Source organism: Bradyrhizobium sp. CSS354 (assembly GCF_029051725.1).
Classification (GTDB): Bacteria; Pseudomonadota; Alphaproteobacteria; order Rhizobiales; family Xanthobacteraceae; genus Bradyrhizobium.
Genome location: NZ_JAACFU010000020.1, coordinates 85,538 through 106,870, shown reverse-complemented (window position 1 = coordinate 106,870; position 21,333 = coordinate 85,538). Strand labels below are relative to the sequence as shown.

The 21,333-nt window shown below is 64.5% G+C and carries 19 protein-coding genes; 13 read left to right on the top strand and 6 right to left on the bottom strand.

Annotated features, from left to right (window positions below; translation table 11 throughout):
• Positions 1-38 precede the first annotated feature (38 nt).
• A complete protein-coding gene (locus GWG67_RS32780; RefSeq protein WP_275173647.1) occupies positions 39-1,304 on the top strand; it encodes a cytochrome P450 in 1,266 nt (421 codons plus the stop codon).
• A 91-nt stretch (positions 1,305-1,395) separates the two neighbouring features.
• Positions 1,396-2,670: a cytochrome P450 gene (locus tag GWG67_RS32775; RefSeq protein ID WP_275173646.1), complete on the top strand. Its 1,275-nt coding sequence runs from the start codon at positions 1,396-1,398 to the stop codon at positions 2,668-2,670.
• Positions 2,671-2,896: 226 nt separating this feature from the next.
• Here the strand turns inward: GWG67_RS32775 and GWG67_RS32770 are convergent, their stop codons facing one another.
• Positions 2,897-3,817 carry a LysR substrate-binding domain-containing protein gene (locus tag GWG67_RS32770; RefSeq protein WP_275173645.1) on the bottom strand — a complete coding sequence of 307 codons (921 nt, stop codon included), beginning with the start codon at positions 3,815-3,817 and terminating at the stop codon, positions 2,897-2,899.
• A gap of 124 nt (positions 3,818-3,941) precedes the next feature.
• Here GWG67_RS32770 and GWG67_RS32765 point away from each other — a divergent pair, with 124 nt between their 5' ends.
• The 4 genes from GWG67_RS32765 (at position 3,942) to mdlC (ending at position 8,831) form a co-directional block, all read left to right on the top strand.
• Positions 3,942-5,111 carry an acyl-CoA dehydrogenase family protein gene (locus GWG67_RS32765; RefSeq protein WP_007614510.1) on the top strand — a complete coding sequence of 390 codons (1,170 nt, stop codon included), beginning with the start codon at positions 3,942-3,944 and terminating at the stop codon, positions 5,109-5,111.
• Positions 5,112-5,121: 10 nt separating this feature from the next.
• A complete protein-coding gene (locus tag GWG67_RS32760) occupies positions 5,122-6,225 on the top strand; it encodes a CaiB/BaiF CoA-transferase family protein (protein WP_275173644.1) in 1,104 nt (367 codons plus the stop codon).
• 18 nt (positions 6,226-6,243) lie between these two features.
• Positions 6,244-7,092 (top strand): MaoC family dehydratase N-terminal domain-containing protein, encoded by an 849-nt coding sequence (locus GWG67_RS32755; RefSeq protein WP_275173643.1) that lies wholly within the window; start codon positions 6,244-6,246, stop codon positions 7,090-7,092.
• A 116-nt stretch (positions 7,093-7,208) separates the two neighbouring features.
• Positions 7,209-8,831, top strand: coding sequence for a benzoylformate decarboxylase (gene mdlC / locus GWG67_RS32750; protein WP_275173642.1), 1,623 nt, complete (start codon positions 7,209-7,211; stop codon positions 8,829-8,831).
• Between the two features lie 163 nt (positions 8,832-8,994).
• On the opposite strand, the gene GWG67_RS32745 is transcribed toward mdlC, so the two are convergent.
• Positions 8,995-9,771: an SDR family NAD(P)-dependent oxidoreductase gene (locus GWG67_RS32745; RefSeq protein ID WP_275173641.1), complete on the bottom strand. Its 777-nt coding sequence runs from the start codon at positions 9,769-9,771 to the stop codon at positions 8,995-8,997.
• A gap of 76 nt (positions 9,772-9,847) precedes the next feature.
• Between GWG67_RS32745 and GWG67_RS32740 the strand changes: the two genes are divergently transcribed.
• The gene (locus tag GWG67_RS32740; protein WP_275173640.1) at positions 9,848-10,309 is read left to right on the top strand and encodes a MarR family winged helix-turn-helix transcriptional regulator; all 462 of its coding nucleotides are present in this window, start codon (positions 9,848-9,850) and stop codon (positions 10,307-10,309) included.
• Positions 10,310-10,464: 155 nt separating this feature from the next.
• Here the strand turns inward: GWG67_RS32740 and GWG67_RS32735 are convergent, their stop codons facing one another.
• Together GWG67_RS32735 and GWG67_RS32730 are read right to left on the bottom strand one after the other, a co-directional pair.
• Positions 10,465-11,259, bottom strand: a complete 795-nt coding sequence (locus GWG67_RS32735; protein ID WP_275173639.1) for an SDR family oxidoreductase — start codon at positions 11,257-11,259, stop codon at positions 10,465-10,467.
• A 55-nt stretch (positions 11,260-11,314) separates the two neighbouring features.
• Complete coding sequence (locus GWG67_RS32730) at positions 11,315-12,010, bottom strand: hemolysin III family protein (RefSeq protein WP_275173638.1); 696 nt, start codon at positions 12,008-12,010, stop codon at positions 11,315-11,317.
• 184 nt (positions 12,011-12,194) lie between these two features.
• Here GWG67_RS32730 and GWG67_RS32725 point away from each other — a divergent pair, with 184 nt between their 5' ends.
• Together GWG67_RS32725 and GWG67_RS32720 are read left to right on the top strand one after the other, a co-directional pair.
• Entirely contained in the window at positions 12,195-13,664 is a 1,470-nt protein-coding gene (locus GWG67_RS32725) for a YcjX family protein (RefSeq protein ID WP_275173637.1), read from the top strand.
• Complete coding sequence (locus tag GWG67_RS32720; RefSeq protein ID WP_275173636.1) at positions 13,661-14,689, top strand: YcjF family protein; 1,029 nt, start codon at positions 13,661-13,663, stop codon at positions 14,687-14,689. The genes GWG67_RS32725 and GWG67_RS32720 overlap by 4 nt, the downstream gene beginning before the upstream one ends.
• A 193-nt stretch (positions 14,690-14,882) precedes the next feature.
• On the opposite strand, the gene GWG67_RS32715 is transcribed toward GWG67_RS32720, so the two are convergent.
• Positions 14,883-16,448: a glycosyltransferase family 39 protein gene (locus GWG67_RS32715; protein WP_275173664.1), complete on the bottom strand. Its 1,566-nt coding sequence runs from the start codon at positions 16,446-16,448 to the stop codon at positions 14,883-14,885.
• Between the two features lie 340 nt (positions 16,449-16,788).
• On the opposite strand from GWG67_RS32715, the gene GWG67_RS32710 reads away from it, so the two are divergent.
• From GWG67_RS32710 to GWG67_RS32695, 4 genes are all read left to right on the top strand, one after another.
• Complete coding sequence (locus tag GWG67_RS32710) at positions 16,789-18,525, top strand: adenylate/guanylate cyclase domain-containing protein (RefSeq protein ID WP_275173635.1); 1,737 nt, start codon at positions 16,789-16,791, stop codon at positions 18,523-18,525.
• 135 nt (positions 18,526-18,660) lie between these two features.
• Positions 18,661-19,860: a molybdopterin-dependent oxidoreductase gene (locus GWG67_RS32705; protein ID WP_275173634.1), complete on the top strand. Its 1,200-nt coding sequence runs from the start codon at positions 18,661-18,663 to the stop codon at positions 19,858-19,860.
• Positions 19,861-19,871: 11 nt separating this feature from the next.
• Positions 19,872-20,180: a cytochrome c gene (locus tag GWG67_RS32700; RefSeq protein WP_275173633.1), complete on the top strand. Its 309-nt coding sequence runs from the start codon at positions 19,872-19,874 to the stop codon at positions 20,178-20,180.
• A 208-nt stretch (positions 20,181-20,388) separates the two neighbouring features.
• On the top strand, positions 20,389-20,589 hold the full coding sequence (locus tag GWG67_RS32695; RefSeq protein WP_007596519.1) for a cold-shock protein: 201 nt from the start codon (positions 20,389-20,391) through the stop codon (positions 20,587-20,589).
• A gap of 170 nt (positions 20,590-20,759) precedes the next feature.
• Here the strand turns inward: GWG67_RS32695 and GWG67_RS32690 are convergent, their stop codons facing one another.
• Positions 20,760-21,221, bottom strand: a complete 462-nt coding sequence (locus GWG67_RS32690; protein WP_275173632.1) for an Lrp/AsnC ligand binding domain-containing protein — start codon at positions 21,219-21,221, stop codon at positions 20,760-20,762.
• Between the last annotated feature and the right edge of the window lie 112 nt (positions 21,222-21,333).

The window sequence follows — 21,333 nt, the reverse complement described above, 5'->3', positions numbered from 1 at the left end:
TCAACGAGAACGCGCGGTTCATGTCAGGGAGAGCGGTCATGCATGGGACCATCGAAAGCGCGGCGAAGCTCGACGCGTTACGCGCACGCGCAACGTCACTGCCGCTGGAGCAGTTCGATCCAGGCGACCCCGAGCTGTTCAGGACCGATACGTTCTGGCCCTATTTCGATCGCCTGCGCCGCGAAGATCCCGTGCACTATTGCAAGGACTCGATGTTCGGGCCGTATTGGTCGGTGACGCGCTACAACGACATCATGGAGATCGAGACCAATCATTCGGTGTTCTCCTCGGCCTCCTCGCTCGGCGGCATCACCATCCGCGACATCGATCCGGATCTGCGCCGCGAGAGCTTTATCTCGATGGACCCGCCGCGCCACGCGGCGCAGCGCAAGACCGTGGCGCCGATGTTCACGCCGACGCATCTGGACAATCTCGCGCTGAGCATCCGCCAGCGCTCGGCGGAGTGCCTGGACAATCTGCCGCGTGGCGAGGTGTTCGACTGGGTCGACCGCGTCTCGATCGAGCTCACCACGCAGATGCTCGCCGTGCTGTTCGACTTCCCCTGGGAGGACCGCCGCAAGTTGACGCGCTGGTCGGACATCGCGACCACCATTCCCGGACCCGACGGCCTCGTCGCCACCGAAGACGAGCGTCAGGCCGAGCTGACGGAATGCGCGGGCTATTTCACGCGGCTGTGGAAGGAGCGCATCGCGCAGCCGCCGAAGAGCGACCTGTTGTCGATGATGGCACATGGTGCCGCGACGCGCGACATGGACGCGAAGAACTTCCTCGGCAATCTGATCCTTCTGATCGTCGGCGGCAACGACACCACCCGCAACACCATGTCCGGCTCGCTCGACGCACTGAGCCAGCATCCGGAGCAATATCGCAAGCTGCGCGACAACCCCGCGCTGCTCGACAGCTTCGTGCCGGAAGTGATCCGCTGGCAGACGCCGCTGGCCCATATGCGGCGCACCGCGCTTGCGGACTTCGAGTTCCGCGGCAAGCAGATCAAGAAAGGTGACAAGGTCGTGATGTGGTACGTTTCGGGCAACCGCGACGCCGACGCGATCGAAAAGCCCTACGAATTCATCATTGACCGCGCGCGGCCGCGCACGCATCTCTCATTCGGCTTCGGCATCCACCGCTGCGTCGGCTTGCGGCTTGCCGAACTCCAGCTCAAGATTATCTGGGAAGAGATCCTCAAGCGATTCGACCATATCGAGGTGGTCGGCGAACCCAAGCGGGTCTATTCGAGTTTCGTGAAGGGTCTTGAAGCCTTGCCGGTCAAGATTGCGGCTTAGATTCGCAAAGATGAGTTCGACACGTCCACAAGAAGCTGCGCCCCTCTCCCGCACGCGGGAGAGGTTAAGCAAGCAACTGGAGCAACCCACCATGAACATCCAAGCGCCGGTTAAAGTGGACAACGCCGAACGCATGCGCAGGGCTCGCGAGGAGGCCTATGCGACACCGCTGGCGCAGTTCCACCCCGGCGCGCCGAGGCTGTTCCAGGACGACACCCTGTGGCCGTGGTTCGAGCGGCTGCGCAAGGAAGAGCCGGTGCATTACTGCACCAACGCGCCGATCGAGCCGTATTGGTCGGTGGTCAAGTACGACGACATCATGCATGTCGACACCAACCACGGCCTGTTCTCCTCCGACTCGACGCTCGGCGGCATCGGAATCCGCGACGTGCCGGAAGGCTATGATTGGCCGAGCTTCATCGCCATGGACCAGCCGCGTCATTCGTCGCAGCGCAAGACGGTGTCGCCGATGTTCACGCCGACGCATCTGGACGAGCTGGCGAAACTGATCCGCCAGCGCTCGCAGACCGTGCTCGATAACCTGCCGCGCAACGAGACCTTCAATTTCGTCGAGCGCGTCTCGATCGAGCTGACGACGCAGATGCTGGCCACCCTGTTCGACTTCCCCTGGGAAGAACGGCGCAAGCTGACGCGCTGGTCCGATGTCGCGACCGCGCTGCCCAAGAGCGGCATCGTTGCCTCCGCCGAAGAGCGCCGCCGCGAGATGGACGAATGCTACGCCTACATGTCCAAGCTCTGGAACGAGCGCGTCAACTCCGCGCCGCGCAACGATCTGCTGTCGCTGATGGCGCACAACGACGCCACGCGATTCATGGATCCCGACAATCTCATGGGCAACATCATCCTGCTCATCGTCGGCGGCAACGACACCACGCGCAACACCATGACCGGCTCGGTGCTGGCATTGAACGAGAATCCGGAGCAGTACGACAGGCTGCGTGCCAACCCGGAACTGATCGATTCCATGGTGCCCGAGGTGATCCGCTGGCAGACCCCGCTCGCGCATATGCGGCGCACCGCGCTGCAGGACACCGAAGTTGGCGGCAAGCACATCAAGAAGGGCGACCGCGTCGTGATGTGGTACGTCTCGGGCAACCGCGACGAGGAGATGTTCGAAAGGCCGAACGAGTTCGTCATCGACCGCCCGCGGCCGCGCACCCACCTCTCCTTCGGCTTCGGCATCCACCGCTGCGTCGGCATGCGCCTCGCCGAGCTCCAGCTCAAGATCGTCTGGGAAGAGATGCTGAAACGCTTCGACCGCATCGAGGTGGTCGGCGAGCCCAAGCGGATCTATTCGAGCTTCATCAAGGGATACGAGTCGCTGCCGGTGAGGATTCCGGGGTAGACTCATCCTCCGTCATTGCGAGCGCAGCGAAGCAATCCAGACTTGTCACCGCGGAGAGATTCCTGGATTGCTTCGATACGCTCGCAATGACGAGATTTTGGCGACTTGTGCGCCTCGAAGCCCCAGCGGTGAACGCGGGAACACTCAGCTATAAAATTCCGGCATGACAGGTCGCGCCAGATGCGAAGGCGAGATCGCGCGCGACTGTTCTACGACACCGGCACATCTAACTCAACTTGATGTCCCACACGCCGTCCTTGCGGCAGGCGGCGACCTCCTCGCGCAGGAGGGCGGTGACGGCAACCGAGGCCGTCGAGACCGGGCGGTCGATCGGAGAGGCGAATATGAGCTCGCGCGTCATCGGCTTCGAGACGACAGCCGTTTCCAGCCGGCCGTCCGCGACCTCGCCGTGGACCGACGAGGGCGGCAGCAGCGCGAAGCCGAGGCCTTCTTCGACGAGGCTCGTGAGCACGCGGAACGAATCCGCCTCGAGCTGGACGTTGAGCTTGATCTTGCGTTGCGCCGCCGCGTGCTCAATCAGCGCACGGAGGCCGTGGGAATGACTTGGCAGCACCAGCCGTTGCCGCAGCAGCCAGCCGACATCGACGCTCTTCTTGCGCGCCAAGCCACAACCGCGTGGCCCCACCGCGACGATGTTGTCGCGACCGAGGCTCTCCACGTTGAGATGCAGATCGGCGGAGCGGCCGTAGAGGATGGCGAGATCCATCTCGCCGCGATGCAGCCATTCGACGAGATGGCCGCTGTAGCTCTCGACGATGCGCAGCGAAATGCCGGGAAACTTTTCGACGCAACGCCGCGCGAAGCGCGCCGACAGCACGCAGCTCACTGTCGGGACCAGGCCGAGCACGACCTGGCCGGACGGCGGTCCCTTGGACGACTGGATGTCGTCGCGGATCTGGTCGATCTGCCGCACGATGCCGGAGGTGCGCGCCAGCAACAGGCGGCCGGCATCCGTGAGCACCATGCCGCGGCCGTTGCGGGTGAACAATTCCGTGCGCAGCTCGTGTTCCAGGAGCTTGATCTGCCTGGAGAGCGCCGGCTGCGCCACACGCAACGTATCGGACGCCTTGGAAAGGCTGCCGAGCTCCGCCACGCAACTGAACGTCCTGAGCTGACGGAAATCCATGCTTGCCAATCCTGGAAGGCTACTCCATACGCTATAGCAAATGAGCATAGGGGGCTGGCATTGTTTTCACAACGCCAGAGGATCGGCCGGCGTTATCTTGACTGCCGCACATACGGGAAACCCCATGAGTGAAGAACACCACACCGAAGATCACGCCGACATCCGCGAAGCCGTCGCAAAGCTCTGCGCGCAGTTTCCCGGCGAATACTGGCGCAAGCTCGACCGTGAGATGGCCTACCCCAAGGCCTTCGTCGACGCGCTGACCGAGGCCGGCTATCTCTCGGTGCTGATCCCCGAGGAATATGGCGGCGCGGGCTTGAAGCTTTCAGCCGCCGCGGCGATCCTCGAAGAGATCCAGCGCGCGGGCTGCAACGGCGGCGGCTGCCACGCCCAGATGTACACGATGGGCACCGTGCTGCGGCACGGCAATGACGAGCAGAAGGCAAAATATCTGCCGAAGGTCGCGAGCGGCGAATTGCGGCTGCAGGCCTTCGGCGTCACCGAGCCGACCAGCGGCACCGACACCACTTCGCTGAAGACCTTTGCGCGCAAGGACGGCAATGCCGGCTACGTCGTCAACGGCCAGAAGATCTGGACCAGCCGCGCCGAACATTCCGACCTGATGCTCCTGCTCGCGCGGACCACGCCGAAGGACCAGGTCAAGAAGCGCACCGATGGCCTTTCGGTGTTCATCGTCGACATGCGTGAGGCCAAGAACAAGGGCCTCGAGATCCGCCCGATCCGCACCATGATGAACCACGCCACCACCGAAGTGTTCTTTACCGACATGAAGGTGCCGGCGGAGAATCTGATCGGCGAAGAGGGCAAGGGTTTTCGCTACATCCTCTCCGGCATGAATGCCGAACGCATCCTGATCGCGGCCGAATGCGTTGGCGACGCAAAATGGTTCATCGCGAAGGCCACCAATTACGCCAAGGAGCGCAGCGTTTTCGGCCGGCCGATCGGCCAGAATCAAGGCATCCAGTTCCCGATCGCCAAGGCCTACGCTGCGATGCGCGCGGCCGAATTGATGGTGAAGGAAGCGACGCGCAAATACGAGGCCGGGCTCGACTGCGGCGCGGAGGCCAACATGGCAAAAATGCTCGCGGCCGATGCGTCGTGGGAAGCGGCGAATGCCTGCGTCCAGACCCATGGCGGCTTCGGCTTCGCCGAGGAGTACGACGTCGAGCGCAAATTCCGTGAGACGCGGCTCTATCAGGTGGCGCCGATCTCGACCAACCTCGTGCTGTCCTTCATCGCCGAGCACGTCCTCGGCATGCCCCGTTCGTACTGAGGCAGCCATCATGGGAGCACTTGACGGGATCAGGGTGATTGCGGTCGAGCAGGCGGTGGCGGCGCCGTTCTGCTCGTCGCGGCTGGCGGATGCCGGCGCGGAGGTCATCAAGATCGAGCGGCCGGAAGGCGATTTCGCGCGCGGCTATGACGCGGCGGCCAAGGGCCAGAGCAGCTATTTCGTGTGGCTGAACCGCGGCAAGCAATCCGCCGTGGTCGATCTCGCCACCAAGGAGGGCTGCGCCGAGCTGGAGCGGCTGATCGCGAGCGCGGACGTGCTGATCCAGAACCTCAAGCCGGGCTCGATGGACAAGCTCGGCTTTTCGCGCGAGCGGCTGCTGAAGGATTATCCAAAACTGATCTCGTGCACGATCACCGGCTATGGCGACGAGGGCCCCTATGCGCACCGCAAGGCCTATGATTTGCTGATCCAGGCCGAGAGCGGTCTTGCCTCGATCACCGGCAATCCTGATGGTGCTTCGCGGGTCGGCATGTCGATCGTCGACGTCGCGACCGGCGCCACCGCGCATGCGGCGATTTTGGAGGCGCTGATCGGGCGCGGACGCACCGGCAAGGGCGCCGACATCCGTATCTCCATGTTCGACGTGATGGCGGACTGGTGCACCGTACCGCTGCTCAATTCCGAGGCCGGCAATCCGCCGAAGCGCATGGGGCTCCGCCATCCCTCGATCGCGCCCTATGGCGTGTTCACGTCCAGCGACGGCAAGGATATTCTGATCTCGATCCAGAGCGAGCGCGAGTGGAAGACGCTTTGCGCAAAAGTGCTGGACCAGCCGGATCTGCCCGCCGATCCCCGCGTTGCCAACATGGTCGAGCGCGTGCGCAACCGCGACTTCACCGACAAGACGGTTGCGGATGCCTTCGGCAAGATGACGCGCGATGAGCTGCTCAAGCGGCTGTCCGACGCCGACATCGCCTTTGCCGAGGTCAACACCATGGCCGACCTCGCCAAGCATCCGCATCTGCGCCGCATCGAGGTCGACACGCCGCAGGGACGTGTCAGCTATCCCGCGCCTGCGCCGATCGTCGTCGGCGAGACGCGCAACTATGGTGCCGTGCCAGGGATCGGCGAACGACCGGCCAAAGAATCGTAACAACAAGAGCGAGGCGTCATGACCGAGAAGCTCGACATCGATCATCTCAGGCAATGGATCGGCCGCAGCGATGAGGCGACCGACACCGTCACGTCGCAGCTCGTGAAGGGTCTGCGCGCGACGCTGTTCCAGGAGGTCGGTTCGCCCAAGGCTGGCGACGCGGCGCCGTTCACGGTGCATTGGTGCCTGGCGCAACCGGTGTTTCCGATGTCGATGCTCGGCCCCGACGGCCACCCCACCCGCGGTGGCTTCCTGCCGCCGGTGCCGCTGCCGCGCCGGATGTGGGCCGGTGGCGAGATCGAGTTTCTGCAACCGCTGCGCGTCGGCGATGAATCGACGCGAACCTCGCGCATTGCGGACGTGCAGGTGAAATCAGGCTCGACCGGCACGCTGTGCTTCGTCTCGGTCGAGCACAGCATCTCCTCGCCGCGCGGCATCGCCATCCGCGAGCGGCAGGACATCGTCTATCGCGAGATGACGACGACGCCCGCGCCGGCAAAGGCCCCGCCTCCGCCGCCGAAGGCGCAGCATCGCGAGACGCATGTCTCGGACCCCGTGCTGCTGTTTCGTTATTCCGCGCTGACCTTCAACGGCCACCGCATCCATTACGACCGCGACTATGTCACCAAGGTCGAGGGCTATCCGGGGCTGATCTTCCACGGCCCGTTGCAGGCAACGTTCATCATCGAGATGGCCGCGAACCTGCACGGCGGCAAGGCGCCGAAGAAATTCTCCTATCGCGGACTTCAGCCCCTGTTCGAGGGCTCGGAGTTCTCCATCAACGCCAACGAGACCGAGGCGGGCATGGAGCTGTGGACCGCGAACGCGGAGGGGCAGCCGACGATGAAGGGGACGGCGGTGTGGTAGGTTTGTCATTCCGGGGCATCGCGCAGCGATGAACCCGGAATCTCGAGATTCCGGGTTCGATGCTTCGCATCGCCCCGGAATGACGCCACGACAATAAGCATTCGGGGACGGAAACCATGGCGAAGAACGGCAAGACCGGCAGCAAATCCGTCACCGTCAAGCAGGCGACGCTCGACCTGCTGCGCTCCTTCGGCATCAAGAAGGTGTTCGGCAATCCCGGCTCGACCGAGCTGCCTTTCCTGAGCGACTGGCCCGACGATATCGACTACGTGCTCGCGCTTCAGGAGGCCTCCGCGGTCGGCATGGCCGATGGTTATGCGCAGGCGACGCGCAATGCCGGCTTCGTCAATCTGCATTCGGCCGCCGGCGTCGGCAACGCGCTCGGCAACATCTATACCGCACATCGCAACCAGACGCCGCTGGTGATCACCGCGGGCCAGCAGGCGCGCTCGATCCTCCCGTTGCAGGCGTTCCTCTATGCGGAGCGTGCATCCGAATTCCCGCGGCCTTATGTGAAGTACAGCGTGGAGCCGGCGCGACCCGAGGACGTGCCGGCCGCGATCGCGCGCGCCTATTACACCGCGATGCAGCCGCCATGCGGGCCGACCTTCGTCTCTATCCCGGTCGACGACTGGACGCATGCCGCAGCTCCTGTCGAATCCCGCAAGGTCAGCCGCGAGATCGGGCCCGAGGCTGATGCGATGAAGGCGCTGGTCACAGCGCTCGGTTCGGCCAAACACCCTGCCCTCGTCGTCGGCGCCGGCGTCGATCGCGCCGGCGCGGTCGACCTGATGGTGCGCGTGGCCGAGAAGGCCAGGGCCAGTGTCTGGGTCAGCCCGTTTTCGGCGCGCTGCTCGTTCCCGGAACGTCATCCCCAGTTCGCGGGCTTCCTGCATGCCTCGCCGGCGCAATTGTCGGACGCGCTGCGCGAGCACGACCTCGTCATCGTGATCGGCGCGCCGGTGTTCACCTTCCACGTCGAAGGCCACGCCGCGATCTTCGACGGCGGCGCGACGATCTTCCAGATCACCGATGACCCGGATGCCGCAGCGGTGACGCCGGTCGGAACCAGCATCATCGCGACGATGAAGCCGGCGCTCACGGCGCTGCTCGATCTCCTGCCCGAGAGCAAGCGCGCGGCACCGAAGGGGCGTACGCTGCCGCCGGCCCCGCAAGCCGGCGATCCGCTGCCGGTCGAATTCCTGCTGCATTCGCTGTCGCAGGCGATGCCGGATGGCGCGTCACTGGTCGAGGAAATCCCCTCGCACCGACCGGCGATGCAAAAGTTCATGCCGATGCGCGGCCAGGACAGTTTTTACACCATGGCGAGCGGCGGCCTCGGTTACTCGCTGCCGGCTGCGGTCGGCATGGCGCTCGGCAAGCCGAACAGCCGCACGGTGTGCCTGATCGGCGACGGCTCGGCGATGTATTCGATCCAGGCGCTATGGACCGCCGTGCAGCGCAAGCTGCCGCTCACCATCGTCGTCATCAACAATTCCGGCTACGGCGCGATGCGCTCGTTCAGCCAGGTGATGCAGGTGAGGAACGTGCCGGGACTCGAACTGCCGGGCATCGATTTCGTCCGGCTCGCCGAAGGCATGGGTTGCCACGCGGTGCGGGTGAGCAAGGCAGCTGAGCTCGGCGAGGCGCTCAAGCGCGGGATGGCGCACGAAGGCACGAGCCTCGTCGAGGTGGTCGTGGATTCGGCGGTGCCGGTGCTGTACGGGCAGAAGCATTGACGACGTCGTCCCGGCGAAGGCCGGGACCCATAGCGCGCAATTCATCGATTGTGCGCGGCGCCAATCCCGAACAACCAATCTTCACAAAACGTCTCCCTGAGGTTATGGGTCCCGGCCTTCGCCGGGACGACACCAGTTTTTTGGCCAATGCCGCCGCGCAAATCTAAGACGCCAGGAATCCGCCATCGGCTGCCAGCACATGCCCGACGACATAGGACGACGCGTCGGACGATAGCCACACCACCCCCTCGGCCACCTCCTCCGGGCTCCCCATCCGCCGCAGCGGCAAACCCGCGCTGACGGTTGCGACATCGCCGACACCGGCGCGCAGCATCATGTCGGTGACGACGCGGCCGGGGGCGATGGCGTTGATGCGGATGCCGCGCGGCGCGTTCTCCATCGCAGCAGAACGTGTCAGCGAGATCGCCGCGGCTTTGGATGCCGAGTAGAGTGAGAAGCCGGGATTGGGGTTGCGCACGCCGCTGACGGAGGCGTTGACGACGATGCTGCCGCGGCCTTTCGCGAGCATGACCGGCAATTGATGGCGCAGGCACAGGAACAGCGCACGGACATTGGTGTCGAACACGCTGTCATAGACATCCATGCCCTGCTCCTCCAGCGGCGCGCGGCGCTCCTGGAAGCCGGCATTGTTGAAGGCGACGTCGAGCCGGCCGCATCGCTCGACCGCCGTGGCAACGATGCGTGCGACGTCGTCTTCGCGCGTGATATCGGTCTTGATCGCGATGGCATCCGCACCGAGTTCGCGGCACGCCGCGGCGGTGGCGTCGATCTCGGCTTCGCGTCGGCCCGCCAGGACAATCGCCTCCGCGCCTTCGGACGCCATTCGCAACGCCGTGGCACGGCCGATGCCGCTTCCGCCACCCGTCACCAGGCAGACCTTGCCCCTCATCCGCGCTCCCGGCGGCAAAGTTCCGCTCATGGCTCACTCCAAAACGCTTGCGCGCGCCGTTGCACGCATATAGTTGTATGATACAACTATATGCGTGGAGTCAAGCATGACCGGGCTTTCGCTGATCGACGACATCCGCGCGGCCTCGCGCCTGATGGTGCGCGAGCTCGGCTTCATGGATGCGACCGTGGCGGCATCGGACTATCCGCCGTCGGCCGTGCATACGATCCTGGAGATCGGTATTCGTGGGCCGATGAATTCGGGCGAGCTCAGCGATTTCCTGCGGCTGGAGAAATCGAGCGTCAGCCGCCTGGTGCGCAAGCTGATCGACTGCGGCGAGTTGCGGGAGACGCCCGATGACGCCGACGCACGCAGCAAGCTGCTGTCGCTGACGGCGAAGGGCCGCCGCACGCTGGAGGCGCTGCACGCGTTCGGACGGCAGCAGGTGAGTGGCGCACTTGCGGCGCTGACGGAGGCCGAGCAGCGCACGGTGCGGGAAGGGATGATGCTTTATGCGCAGGCTTTGCGGCAGAGCCGGGTGGAGGGCGAGGTGAAGTCGGCGGCGTGACCACCAGCGTCGTCCCGGCGAAGGCCGGGACCCATACCCACAGGCGGATGTGGTCACGAGGACTCGGAGTTTACGGCCGAGCCAAACAACTACTCCCTGGGATTATGGGTCCCGGCCTTCGCCGGGACGACAGCGAGTGTTGGCGCCCGCCTTCCCTACGTCCCGAAGTCTTCCCGCATCCTCGCCTGGATCTTGGCCATGCCGCCGATCCAGCGGTCGTAATTCTCGGTCTTCTTGCGCATGTAGCCGAGCACCTGCGGGTGCGGCAGGATCAGGAACGTCTCCTGCGCGAGGCCGGCGAGCACGTCGTTCGCGACCTGCTCGGGCGAGAGGTCACCGTCGCCGGATTGCGGGCCCTTCGGAATCGAACGCAGCATGTTGGTGTCGACGCCCTGCGGGCAGAGGATCGAGACACGGATGTTGTGCGCCTTGTGCGAGATCGCGAGATTTTCGGCAAAGCCGACCGCGGCATGCTTGGTGGTGGAGTAAGCCGGACTGCCGACCTGCGACAGCAGCCCCGCGGCCGAGATGGTGTTGAGGAAATAACCGCCGCCACGCGTCTTCATGCGCGGGATCAGATGCCGCGCCGCATAGACATGCGCCATGACGTGAATAGCCCAGCTGCGCTGCCACGGCTCATCCGAGGCGCCGCCGGCATTGACCGACATCGGATCAAAACCGCCGCCGATGCCGGCATTGGAGCAGAACAATTCGATCGGGCCGAACTGCCGCTCGGTCTCCTCGATGACGTGGGAAATATCCTTTTCCTGCGCGACATCGCATTTGAACGCCGCGCCATCCACCGTGGCAGCGACAGCCCGCGCATTGTCCGCGTCCATGTCGGCGACGACCACCTTGGCCGCACCCGCCTTGTGAAACGCCTCGCAGAGCGCCTTGCCGATGCCGTTGGCGCCGCCCGTGACGACCACGACCTTGCCGGTCACCTGCATGCGACGTCTCCTCTTGTCTTATACCGCTTCGCTTATTCCGTTTCGCGGAGCTTGCTCAGCTCAACACGAGGTCGAGCACCGCGGTATAATGGCATGCCGCGCCGGCCAAGACAAAGCCGTGCCAGATCGCATTCTGGAAGCGCAGCCGCCGCCAGGCATGGAAGATCACGCCAAAACTGTAGAGCAGGCCGCCCGCAAGGATGAAGCCCAGCACCAGCGCAGGCAGCGCCTTGACCACGGAATCGTAGAGCATGATGCCGCTCCAGCCCATGGCGAGATAGATGCCGACCGCAACGCGGTCGAACCGGCCGGGGTAGAGAAGTTTCAGCACGATGCCAAGCATCGCCACGCACCAGACGCCGGTGAGCAGCACCAGCGCGAAGCCGCTGTCCTTCACCTCCAGGATGAACGGCGTGTAGGTCGCCGCGATCAGGAGATAGATCGCCGAATGGTCGAATCGCCGCAGCAGCCATTTGGCCGGTGAGATCGGCCAGAGATTATAGGTCGCCGACAACACCAGCATCGAGAGTAGGCCGGCGACGTAGATCGCGACGCCGACGATGTCGGTCGCGTCGGCATAGAGCACCGTCAGCACCACCAGCACGGTCGCGGCAATGATGCCGCAGAGCACGCCGATCGCGTGGATCACGCCGTCGGCGATCAACTCGGCGCGGTCGTAATGCCAGCCGACCGCGTCGGCGGCGGCGTGGACGGAGGAGGATGCGAGCTGTTTCAGTTGGAAGACGGTCATGGCAATCCGCAAAGTGAGACAATACCCTCTTGTATGGGTATTTCGGGATCGGCGCGTCGTTCAAACGGCTGATTTGCCGACAAAGACGGTGGAAGTATGAAGCTTGATTTTCCTCAGGCAGTTGCCATTTTTGTGACTAGTCCTTTTTGCGTATCCGCCCCCGCCCGGGATTCCCAACGTTCATATGGCATTTAGTTTCCAGGATATGTTCGAGGAGGCGCGCCTGTCGGCTCGGGCGCTGATCGACTACGGCGAGCATTTCTTCAATCCGACGGTACGATTGGGGGTCACCGGCCTGTCGCGGGCCGGCAAGACCGTGTTCATCACCGCGCTGATCCACGGTCTGACGCGCGGTGGGCGGTTTCCGGTGTTCGAGGCCTATTCATCCGGGCGGATCGCGCGGGCGCATCTGGCGCCGCAGCCGGACGATGCCGTGCCGCGCTTTGCCTATGAGAGCCATCTGCGCGCGCTGATCGAGGAGCGGCGCTGGCCGAGCTCGACTGTCGACATCAGCGAGCTCAGGCTGGTCATCGACTACCAGCGCCAGAACGGCGCCGACCGCACGCTGACGCTCGACATCGTCGACTATCCCGGCGAGTGGTTGCTCGATCTGCCGCTGCTTCAGAAGAGTTTTGAGCAATGGTCGGCCGAAAGCCTGGCGTTGTCGCGCGAGGCGCCGCGCGTCCATCTTGCCGCGGATTGGCACGCGCATCTCGCAACCCTCAAGCCCGAGGCGCGCGAGGATGAACAGGCGACGCTCACGGCCGCAAAGCTCTTCAGGGGCTATTTGCAAGGCTGCCGCGACGAGCGGTTTGCGATGAGCCTGCTGCCACCCGGCCGCTTCCTGATGCCGGGCAATCTGGCCGACACACCGGCGCTGACTTTTGCGCCGCTCGACGTTCCCGCGGGCGGCCAGGCGCCGGAGGGATCGCTGTGGGCCATGATGGTGCGCCGCTATGAGGCCTACAAGGATGTCGTGGTGCGGCCGTTCTTCCGTGATCATTTTGCCCGGCTCGATCGCCAGATCGTGCTTGCCGATGCGCTCGCCGCATTCAACGCCGGCCCCGAAGCGCTGCATGATCTCGAAGCCGCACTCGCGGGCATTCTCGACTGCTTCAACATCGGCCGCAGCACGTTCCTCAGCGGCCTGTTTCGGCCGCGCATCGACCGCGTGCTGTTCGCGGCGACCAAGGCGGATCACCTGCATCATTCCAGCCACGACCGGCTCGAGGCCGTGCTGCGCCGCGCGGTCTCGGGCGCCGTCGCCCGCGCGGAAACTACCGGCGCGGCGATCGACGTTGTCGCACTCGCCGCCGTCCGCGCCACGCGCGAGGCGCAGGTCGCGCATGGCCGTGACAAATTGCCGTCAATTTTGGGAACACCGGCCGCGGGCGAAAGCGCCGGCGGCGAGTTCTTCGACGGCAACACGGAAGTCGCGACCTTTCCGGGCGACCTGCCGCTGGATCCCGAGCCGCTGTTCAATGGCACCGATGCGTTCCGCGGGCTCTCGACCGGGCCCCACGAAAAGAGCGATTTTCGCTTTCTGCGCTTTCGTCCCCCGAAGCTCGAACGCGAGGGAGCCGACCAGCCGGCGCTGCCTCACATCCGCCTCGACCGTGCCTTGCAGTTCCTGATCGGAGACAAATTGTCATGAACGACCGATCGAAGCCACGGCGACCGGCGACGTTCCGGCTCGACGACCCCGGCGTCGTCGTCACCGAGGCAGACGAGACGACGCGGCTCGGCCGCACCACCATCCAGATCACGCCGGAGCCCGATCCGACGAATTTGCCGGTGCCGATCGCAGCGACGCTTCCGGCGCGGCGTGGCTTTCCCTGGGGGGCGCTGTTCTGGTCGGGCGTCGCCGGGCTGACGCTGCTCGGCGTCGGGCTTGGTGTCGTCCGTCTGATCGAGGATCTGTTTGCACGCAGCGACAGCCTCGGCTTCGTCGGACTGGCGCTTGCCTCCCTCACCGCCCTTGCGCTCGCGGTGGTGACCGGACGCGAGGCATTCGGGCTGGCGCGGCTGGCAACGATCGAAAAGCTGCATCAGCGCGCAGCCGCCGTCCTTGCCAGCGACGATCGCAACGAGAGCCGTATCATCGTGCAGGACCTGCTCAAGATCGCGCATCAGAACCCGCAGCTCGCGCGCGCCCGCGCCACGCTGGAAAGCCACGCCGGCGAAATCATCGACGGCGCCGACATGATCCGGCTCGCCGAGCGCGAATTGATGTCGCCGCTGGACATCGAGGCGCGGCGGCTGGTGTCGTCAGCCGCGCAGAAGGTCTCGATCGTCACGGCGGTTTCGCCCCGCGCGCTGATCGATGTGTTGTTCGTGTTCGTGGCGTCGCTGAGATTGATACGCCAACTCGCTTTTCTCTACGGCGGCCGTCCCGGCGCACTCGGCATGATCCGCCTGCTCCGCCACGTCATCGCCCATCTCGCCATCACCGGCGGCATGGCGGCGAGCGACAGCCTGGTGCAGCAGATGCTCGGCCACGGCATTGCGGCGAAGCTGTCGCAGCGGCTGGGCGAAGGCATGCTGAATGGATTGCTGACGGCCCGGCTGGGCCTCGCCGCGATCGACGTCACACGGCCGCTGCCGTTCGCGGCCCTGCCGCCGCCAAAGCTGTCGGACCTCGCGACGGATCTGCTGCGGAAGAAAGACGACGAGGAGTAGCGTTCTGTTTGCGCGACGCCCTCGTTTTCCCCTCTCCCCTTGTGGGAGAGGGTGGCTCGACGCGCAGCGGCGAGACGGGTGAGGGGTCTCTCTCCGCGCGCGCCTCTCGCAGTCGTCTTAGCCGATAGAGACCCCTCATCCGGCGCTTCGCGCCACCTTCTCCCACAAGGGGAGAAGGAAGAAGCCCGCCTTGCTAGGCGAGCGTACGCAACTCAAACTCGCCCGCCAGCACGCGCCACTGGAACAGCGGTGAGTCCTTCGGCGGTGAGAGCTCCGGGGTCCAGCCTGAAAGCTTCTCCACCACGTAATTGTCCATGACGAGACCGCGCCAGCGGCGCTCGACTTGACCGAGCGGCTCGCGCTTGGCGGGGATGTTCTCCCACAGCGGCGAGCGATTGTCCGGCTCGCGTCCGACATAGATGCCGGCGTGCCCCCGGATCCGGTCCAGGCCGGGATCGCGAAAGTCCTGGAAGCGGCCGCGCTCGTTGATCTCGATTACGGGCACGCGGCCCCTGAACAGCCAGCGCATCATGGCATAGGTGCGGTAGTCCGTCGTGGCGATCCAGGTCGCGCCGGTCTCGTCCAATGCGGCCTGTGCGCGCGCGGCGACCTGCTCGTAGCCGGATTCGGCACCGATCGGATCGATCTTGCCGAGAAAATTCCAGGGCGCGGCGACGTAATAGAGGAACACGATGACGACAAAGGCGATGCCCGAGACCACCGCCGTGTTGGCCCAGAACAGCGACGCCCTGATCATCCGCGCCGATCTTCCTTCACGCGAGAGCATGGTGAGGTTGACGGCGGCAGCGGCGAAACCGACCAGCCACATGAACATCGGCCAGGTGTCGCCGACGCGGAGGGTCAGGGATTTCGCCAGGAAATAGAGAAACGGCACCAGGACCGCGGTCGACAACAAAATCGCGACCGGCTCGCGCGTGCGATAGCCGCGCCACGCCGTCATCACCACCCCCGTCAGCACCACCGGCAGCATGACGAAGCCGACCAGACCGAATTGGAGGCCGATGTAATCGCCGAAGGTGCGGAGCGAGATGCCGTAGCTGGTGGTGGCGCGCACGCCCTGGAAGCGGATCGCGGCCCAGTCGTGCTGCACGTTCCAGATCAGGACGGGCGAGAACACGGCGATTGCGGTCAGGACCGCGAGATATGGATAGGGGCTGCGCAGCCAGCGCCAGCGCCAATCCGGCACCAGCAGAAAGGCGGCAACCGCCGGCGCGAACATGATCACGGTGAATTTCGACAGCATCGCCAGCCCGGCGAACAGGCCGGCCGCGAGCCACCAGCGGCCGTCGCCGCCCTGCGCAAGCCGCGCCAGGCACCACATCATCGCCACCGCAAACGGGATCATGGCGACATCGGGCGCAACCTTGGCCATCAGCAGGCCGTAATAGAGCGCGGCCTCCGGCATCAGTACCGCGAGCACGACGGCGCGCACATCATGGGTGAGGCGGCGGACGATGTCGGCGAGCAGGAGCTGCGTCACCAGCATCGCGACGATGCCGCCGAAGCGCACACCGAGCGTGGTGTCGCCGAAGATCGCAGTGCCGAACCGGATCAGCCAGGCGATGCCGGGGGGATGATCCAGGAAGCTGAGCGCCGTCTCCTGCGACCACGTCCAGTAATAGGCCTCGTCCGTACGCAGCTCGATGGCGGAGGCGTAGACCATGCGCAGCAGCGTCATCGCAGCAATGATCGCCGCGGCCATGACGAGCGGCCGGCGCGCCGCGCCTACGGGGGGCATCGTGATGTCGGGAGCTGTCGTCACGGCGGCGCTTTTCGCCAACCTGGGAGGGGGAGTCAATGTTGAGGGAAGAAACCTGTCATCCCGGGGCGCGACGTAGTCGCGAGCCCGGGACCTATAGCCACAGGGAGTGGCGTGGCACGAGCTGATCGCCACGAGTCGTCGCCAAACCCGGTCCGGTGGCTATGGGTCCCGGATCTGCGCGCGCCCAAGGGCGCGCTTGTCCGGGACGACGTCGAGTGAGCGGCGGCGTGCCGCGGATGTGATCCCGCAAGCGGGCCATCCCCGGAATTAAACGCGACGCTGGCTGTTCTCCTTCATGAACTGATACAACAGAATCATGGCCGCAACCGCATCCTCACGATTTTCCGAGCTTTCTCGCGCCATCAGCTTGCGCCAGCTGCGGCTGGTCTGCGGCGTCATCCTGTTCGCCTATGTCATCAGCCATTTCCTCAACCATGCGCTCGGCAACATCTCGGTCGATGCCATGGAGATCGGGGTCTACTACCACACGCTGTTCTGGCAGTTCCTTCCGGTTGCGATCGTGTTCTACACGGCGGCGCTGACCCATATGGGGCTCGGCATCTATGCGCTGTATCAGCGCCGGCAGTTCCGCTGGCGGACGGTCGAGCCGCTGCAGCTCGTGCTCGGCTTGAGCATCCCTGCCCTCGTCATGGGGCATGTGATCGGCGTAAGGCTGGGGCAGACGCTGTACGGACACCAGAAACTCTATCCGCAAGAACTCTATCTGTTCTTTGTCGCATCGCCAGGTCGGATCTGGACGATGACGATCCTGCTTCTCATCGCCTGGGTGCACGGCTGCATCGGCATCTATTTCTGGCTTCGCCTCAAACCGCTCTTCACGCGCGCGGCGCCCTATCTGCTCGCGGCGGCCGTGCTGATTCCGACGCTGTCGCTGCTGGGTGTCTACCAGGGTGGCCGTAGCGTCGAGATCGAGGCCGATGATGGGGAATGGCGGACGCATAATCTCACGCGCCGCCAGGTCGGCACGACGGCCGAGGCCACGACGCTCGACCGCATCACCGGCGGCCTCACCGCCGGTTATCTCGGATTGCTCGCTTTGGCGCTGGCCGCACGCGGCGTACGGGCCTTGCGCGAACGACGCGGTGGCATGATCGCGCTGTCCTACGGCAACGGCAAGACGGTGCGCGTCCCAAAAGGCCTCTCCGTGCTGGAGGCGAGCCTTCGCCACAATGTGCCGCATGCCAGCGTCTGCGGCGGCCGCGCCCGCTGCTCGACCTGCCGCATCCGCATCATCGGCGATCATGACGCCCTGCCCGAGCCGTCGCAGCGCGAGGCGTTCGTGCTCACCCGTGTCGGCACCAGCGACCCCTCGATCAGGCTCGCCTGCCAGCTGCGGCCGACGTCGGATCTCTCCTTCTTCCAGCTCTTCACCGCGCATACCCTGACAGCGAGCGCGCAGGCCTCGACGCCCGCCAGAATCGGCCAGGAGCGCTATCTCGTCAGCCTGTTCGTGGACATGCGCGGCTCGACACAGCTCGCCGAGAAGCGGCTGCCGTTCGACACCGTGTTCATCGTCAACCGCTTCCTCGGCGCCGTCTCGCAGGCCGTGATCGAGAATGGCGGCCAGCCAAACCAATTCGTCGGCGACGGCATGCTGGCGCTGTTCGGACTGAGTGCCGATCCGCAAGAGGCCTGCCGGCAGGCGCTAAAGGCCGCCGCCGGCATCGCCAGGCAAATCGACGAGCTGAACGAGCTCCTGAGCCACGATCTGCGCCAGCCGATCCGCTTCGGCATCGGCATCCACGGCGGCGAGGTCATCATCGGGGACATCGGCTATCGCGATCACATCGTCTTCACGGCGCTAGGCGATGCCGTCAACGTCGCGGCCCGGCTCCAGGACATGACCAAGACACTGGCCTGCGAAGCGGTCGTGTCGGAGGAAGTCCGCCGCACCGCCGGCCTTGCCGACGATGCGCTGCCGCAGCAGGAGGTCGCGATCCGCGGCCGCGACGAACCGATGGCCGTGCGCGTCGTCGCGGACGCCAGGGAGCTGTCGGCGCTCGTCGACCACGGCGAACGCGTCGCGGCGTAACACCGGCTTGCTGCAACGCAGCGGCATGGGCCTGCTGCGAAAGCACGAATTGACTTCATCCGAGTCGTTGCGACAGATGAGCGCGAGATCGCGGTGATGACCGCCATCAAACGAAAAGCTCCGGGAGGAGACCACATGTTCGATCGACGCGACCTGCTCAAAGGAGCAGGCCTTGCCGCTGTTGCGACCGCCCTGAACCCGACCAAGGCGCTGGCACTCGACACCGTCACCCTTCCCTTTGCCAATGGCGAACGGCCATTGGTGAAATATCCGCAGAAGCGGCCGATGATCGGCCTGACTAGCCGCCCGCCGCAGCTCGAGACGCCGTTCGCGGTGTTCAACGACGGCCCGATCACGCCGAATAACGCGTTCTTCGTGCGCTATCACCTTTCCGACCTGCCCTACAGTCTCGATCCCGACAAGTTCACGCTCGAGGTCAAGGGCAAGGTCGACAAGCCGCTCAAGCTGTCGCTGAAGGACATAAGGAAGATGAAGGCGACCGAGATCGTCGCCGTCAACCAGTGCTCCGGCAACAGCCGCGGCTTCCTGGATCCGCGCGTGGCCGGCGGCCAGCTCGCCAACGGCGCGATGGGCAATGCGCGCTGGCGCGGCGTACCGCTGAAGGCCGTGCTGGCGATGGCGGGCGTGCAGAGCGGCGCCAAGCAGGTCACCTTCAACGGCATGGACGGTCCGGTCAGCGACAAGACGCCCGACTTCGTCAAGGCGCTCGATATCGATCACGCCAGCGACGGCGAGGTGATGTTGGCCTATGGCATGAACGGCGAGGACCTGCCGTTCCTCAACGGCTTTCCGCTCCGCCTGATCGTGCCCGGCTATTACGGCACCTACTGGGTCAAGCACCTCAACGAGATCACCGTCGTCGACAATGTCTATGACGGTTTCTGGATGAAGTCGGCGTATCGCATTCCGGACACGCCGAACAATGCGGTCGAGCCGGGCACCGCGCCGAAGGCGACGATCCCGATCAACCGCTTCACCATCCGTTCCTTCATCACCAGCGTCCCCGACGGCGCCAAGCTGAAAGCAGGCGGCACCACGCTGCGCGGCATCGCCTTCGACGGCGGCAAGGGCATCAAGGAGGTCGCGGTCTCCACCGACGGCGGCAAGACCTGGACCGGCGCTAGGCTCGGCAAGGATCTTGGCAAATACTCGTTCCGTGAATGGACGCTGCCGGTGAAGCTCGCGGCGGGCTCCCACGAGCTCAAGGTGCGCGCCACCGGCAATGGCGGCGAAACCCAGCCGGATACGCCGCGCTGGAATCCGGCGGGCTATCTTCGCAACGTCGTCGAAACCGTCCGCGTCACCGTGGCTTGAGGGGAATGATCATGCAGCGCACCGTTTTCCTCGCCGTCTCGTTCGCCCTCGCCGCCGTGGTGGGTTCGGCTCTTGCAGCACCGGTCAATTACAAGACCCCCGATGAGGTCGCGGCGTTCAAGCCCGGGCCCAATCTCGAAGTGGTTCAGGGCAATTGCACGGCCTGCCACTCGTCCGACTACATCAACACGCAGCCGCCGATGAAGGACAGGAAAGGTTTCTGGCAGGCCGAGGTGACCAAGATGATCAAAGTCTATGGCGCCCCCATTGACGATGCCGATGTCGGCAAGATCGTCGATTATCTGGCCGCGACTTATTGACGGATGGCGCGCGGCGCGCGGACCAAGTGACCGCGAAACGGGCAAATCCGGCAAAAACGCCGCGAAGTTGAGCGGAATTCGGCGAAATGCCGATGTGGTTTGAGCTACCAAGCCAGCCACATTCCGCGTATCGTATTAGGACCGAACCGGCCGGTTGGCGGGGACTGGCGGTTCGAGATCTCGGAGGAAGACCCGCGGAGAAGTCGTGATGGCTAAAGGTACGGTCAAGTGGTTCAACCCGACGAAGGGTTATGGATTTATCCAGCCTGCGTCGGGCGGCAAGGATGTGTTCGTGCATATCTCGGCAGTGCAGAAAGCCGGTCTGTCGTCCCTGAACGAAGGACAGACGGTGGAATATGAAGAGATCGCAAACCGAGGCAAAAGCTCCGCAGAGAACCTCAAAGTATAAGCCCGCCAGCTGTTGCTAACTCCCGGATCGATCCGGGAGCCGGGCCAAGAAATTTCAGAAGACGGTCAGTGCATTCGACGACAGGCGTTGCGATTGCACACGGAAAACTATTTTGCCCGCGAAGACCGCCCGTTCGACGCCACAGCAATGACAATCGCGACAGCACTTCGTTAGTCCACCGGCAATGGTGCGTCGCGCTTGATCTCTTCCATCACCGCATAGGTTCGCGTTTCGCGCACGCCCGGCATCGACAGCAGGGTCTCGCCGAGGAAACGTCGATACGCGGTCATGTCTGCCAGCCGCGCCTTCACAAGATAGTCGAAGCCGCCGGCAACCATGTGACACTCCAGCACTTCGGGCGCGAGTTTCACCGCGCGCGCAAAACGCTCGAAATTGTCGGGCGTGGTCTTGTCGAGCAGCACCTCGACGAACACCAGGAGCCCGAGGCCGAGCCGGTGCGGGTTGAGCCGCGCGCCATAGCCTTCGATAAAGCCCTCTCGCTGCAAACGCTTCAGCCGCTCGCCGATCGAGGTCGGCGATAGCCCGATGCGTTCCGCGAGCTCGACATTGGCGATTCGCCCGTCTTGCTGCAAAATCGAGAGGATTCTCCGGTCGGTTCGATCTAATTCCATAGTTCATAAGGCCAAATGACTAGATGGCTTCATTTTCTAAGCCGAATGAGCTAAATTGTCTATCGAGCTAAGGTAGCGTGAGCATTATCCTGGATTGAAGCCACAGGACACG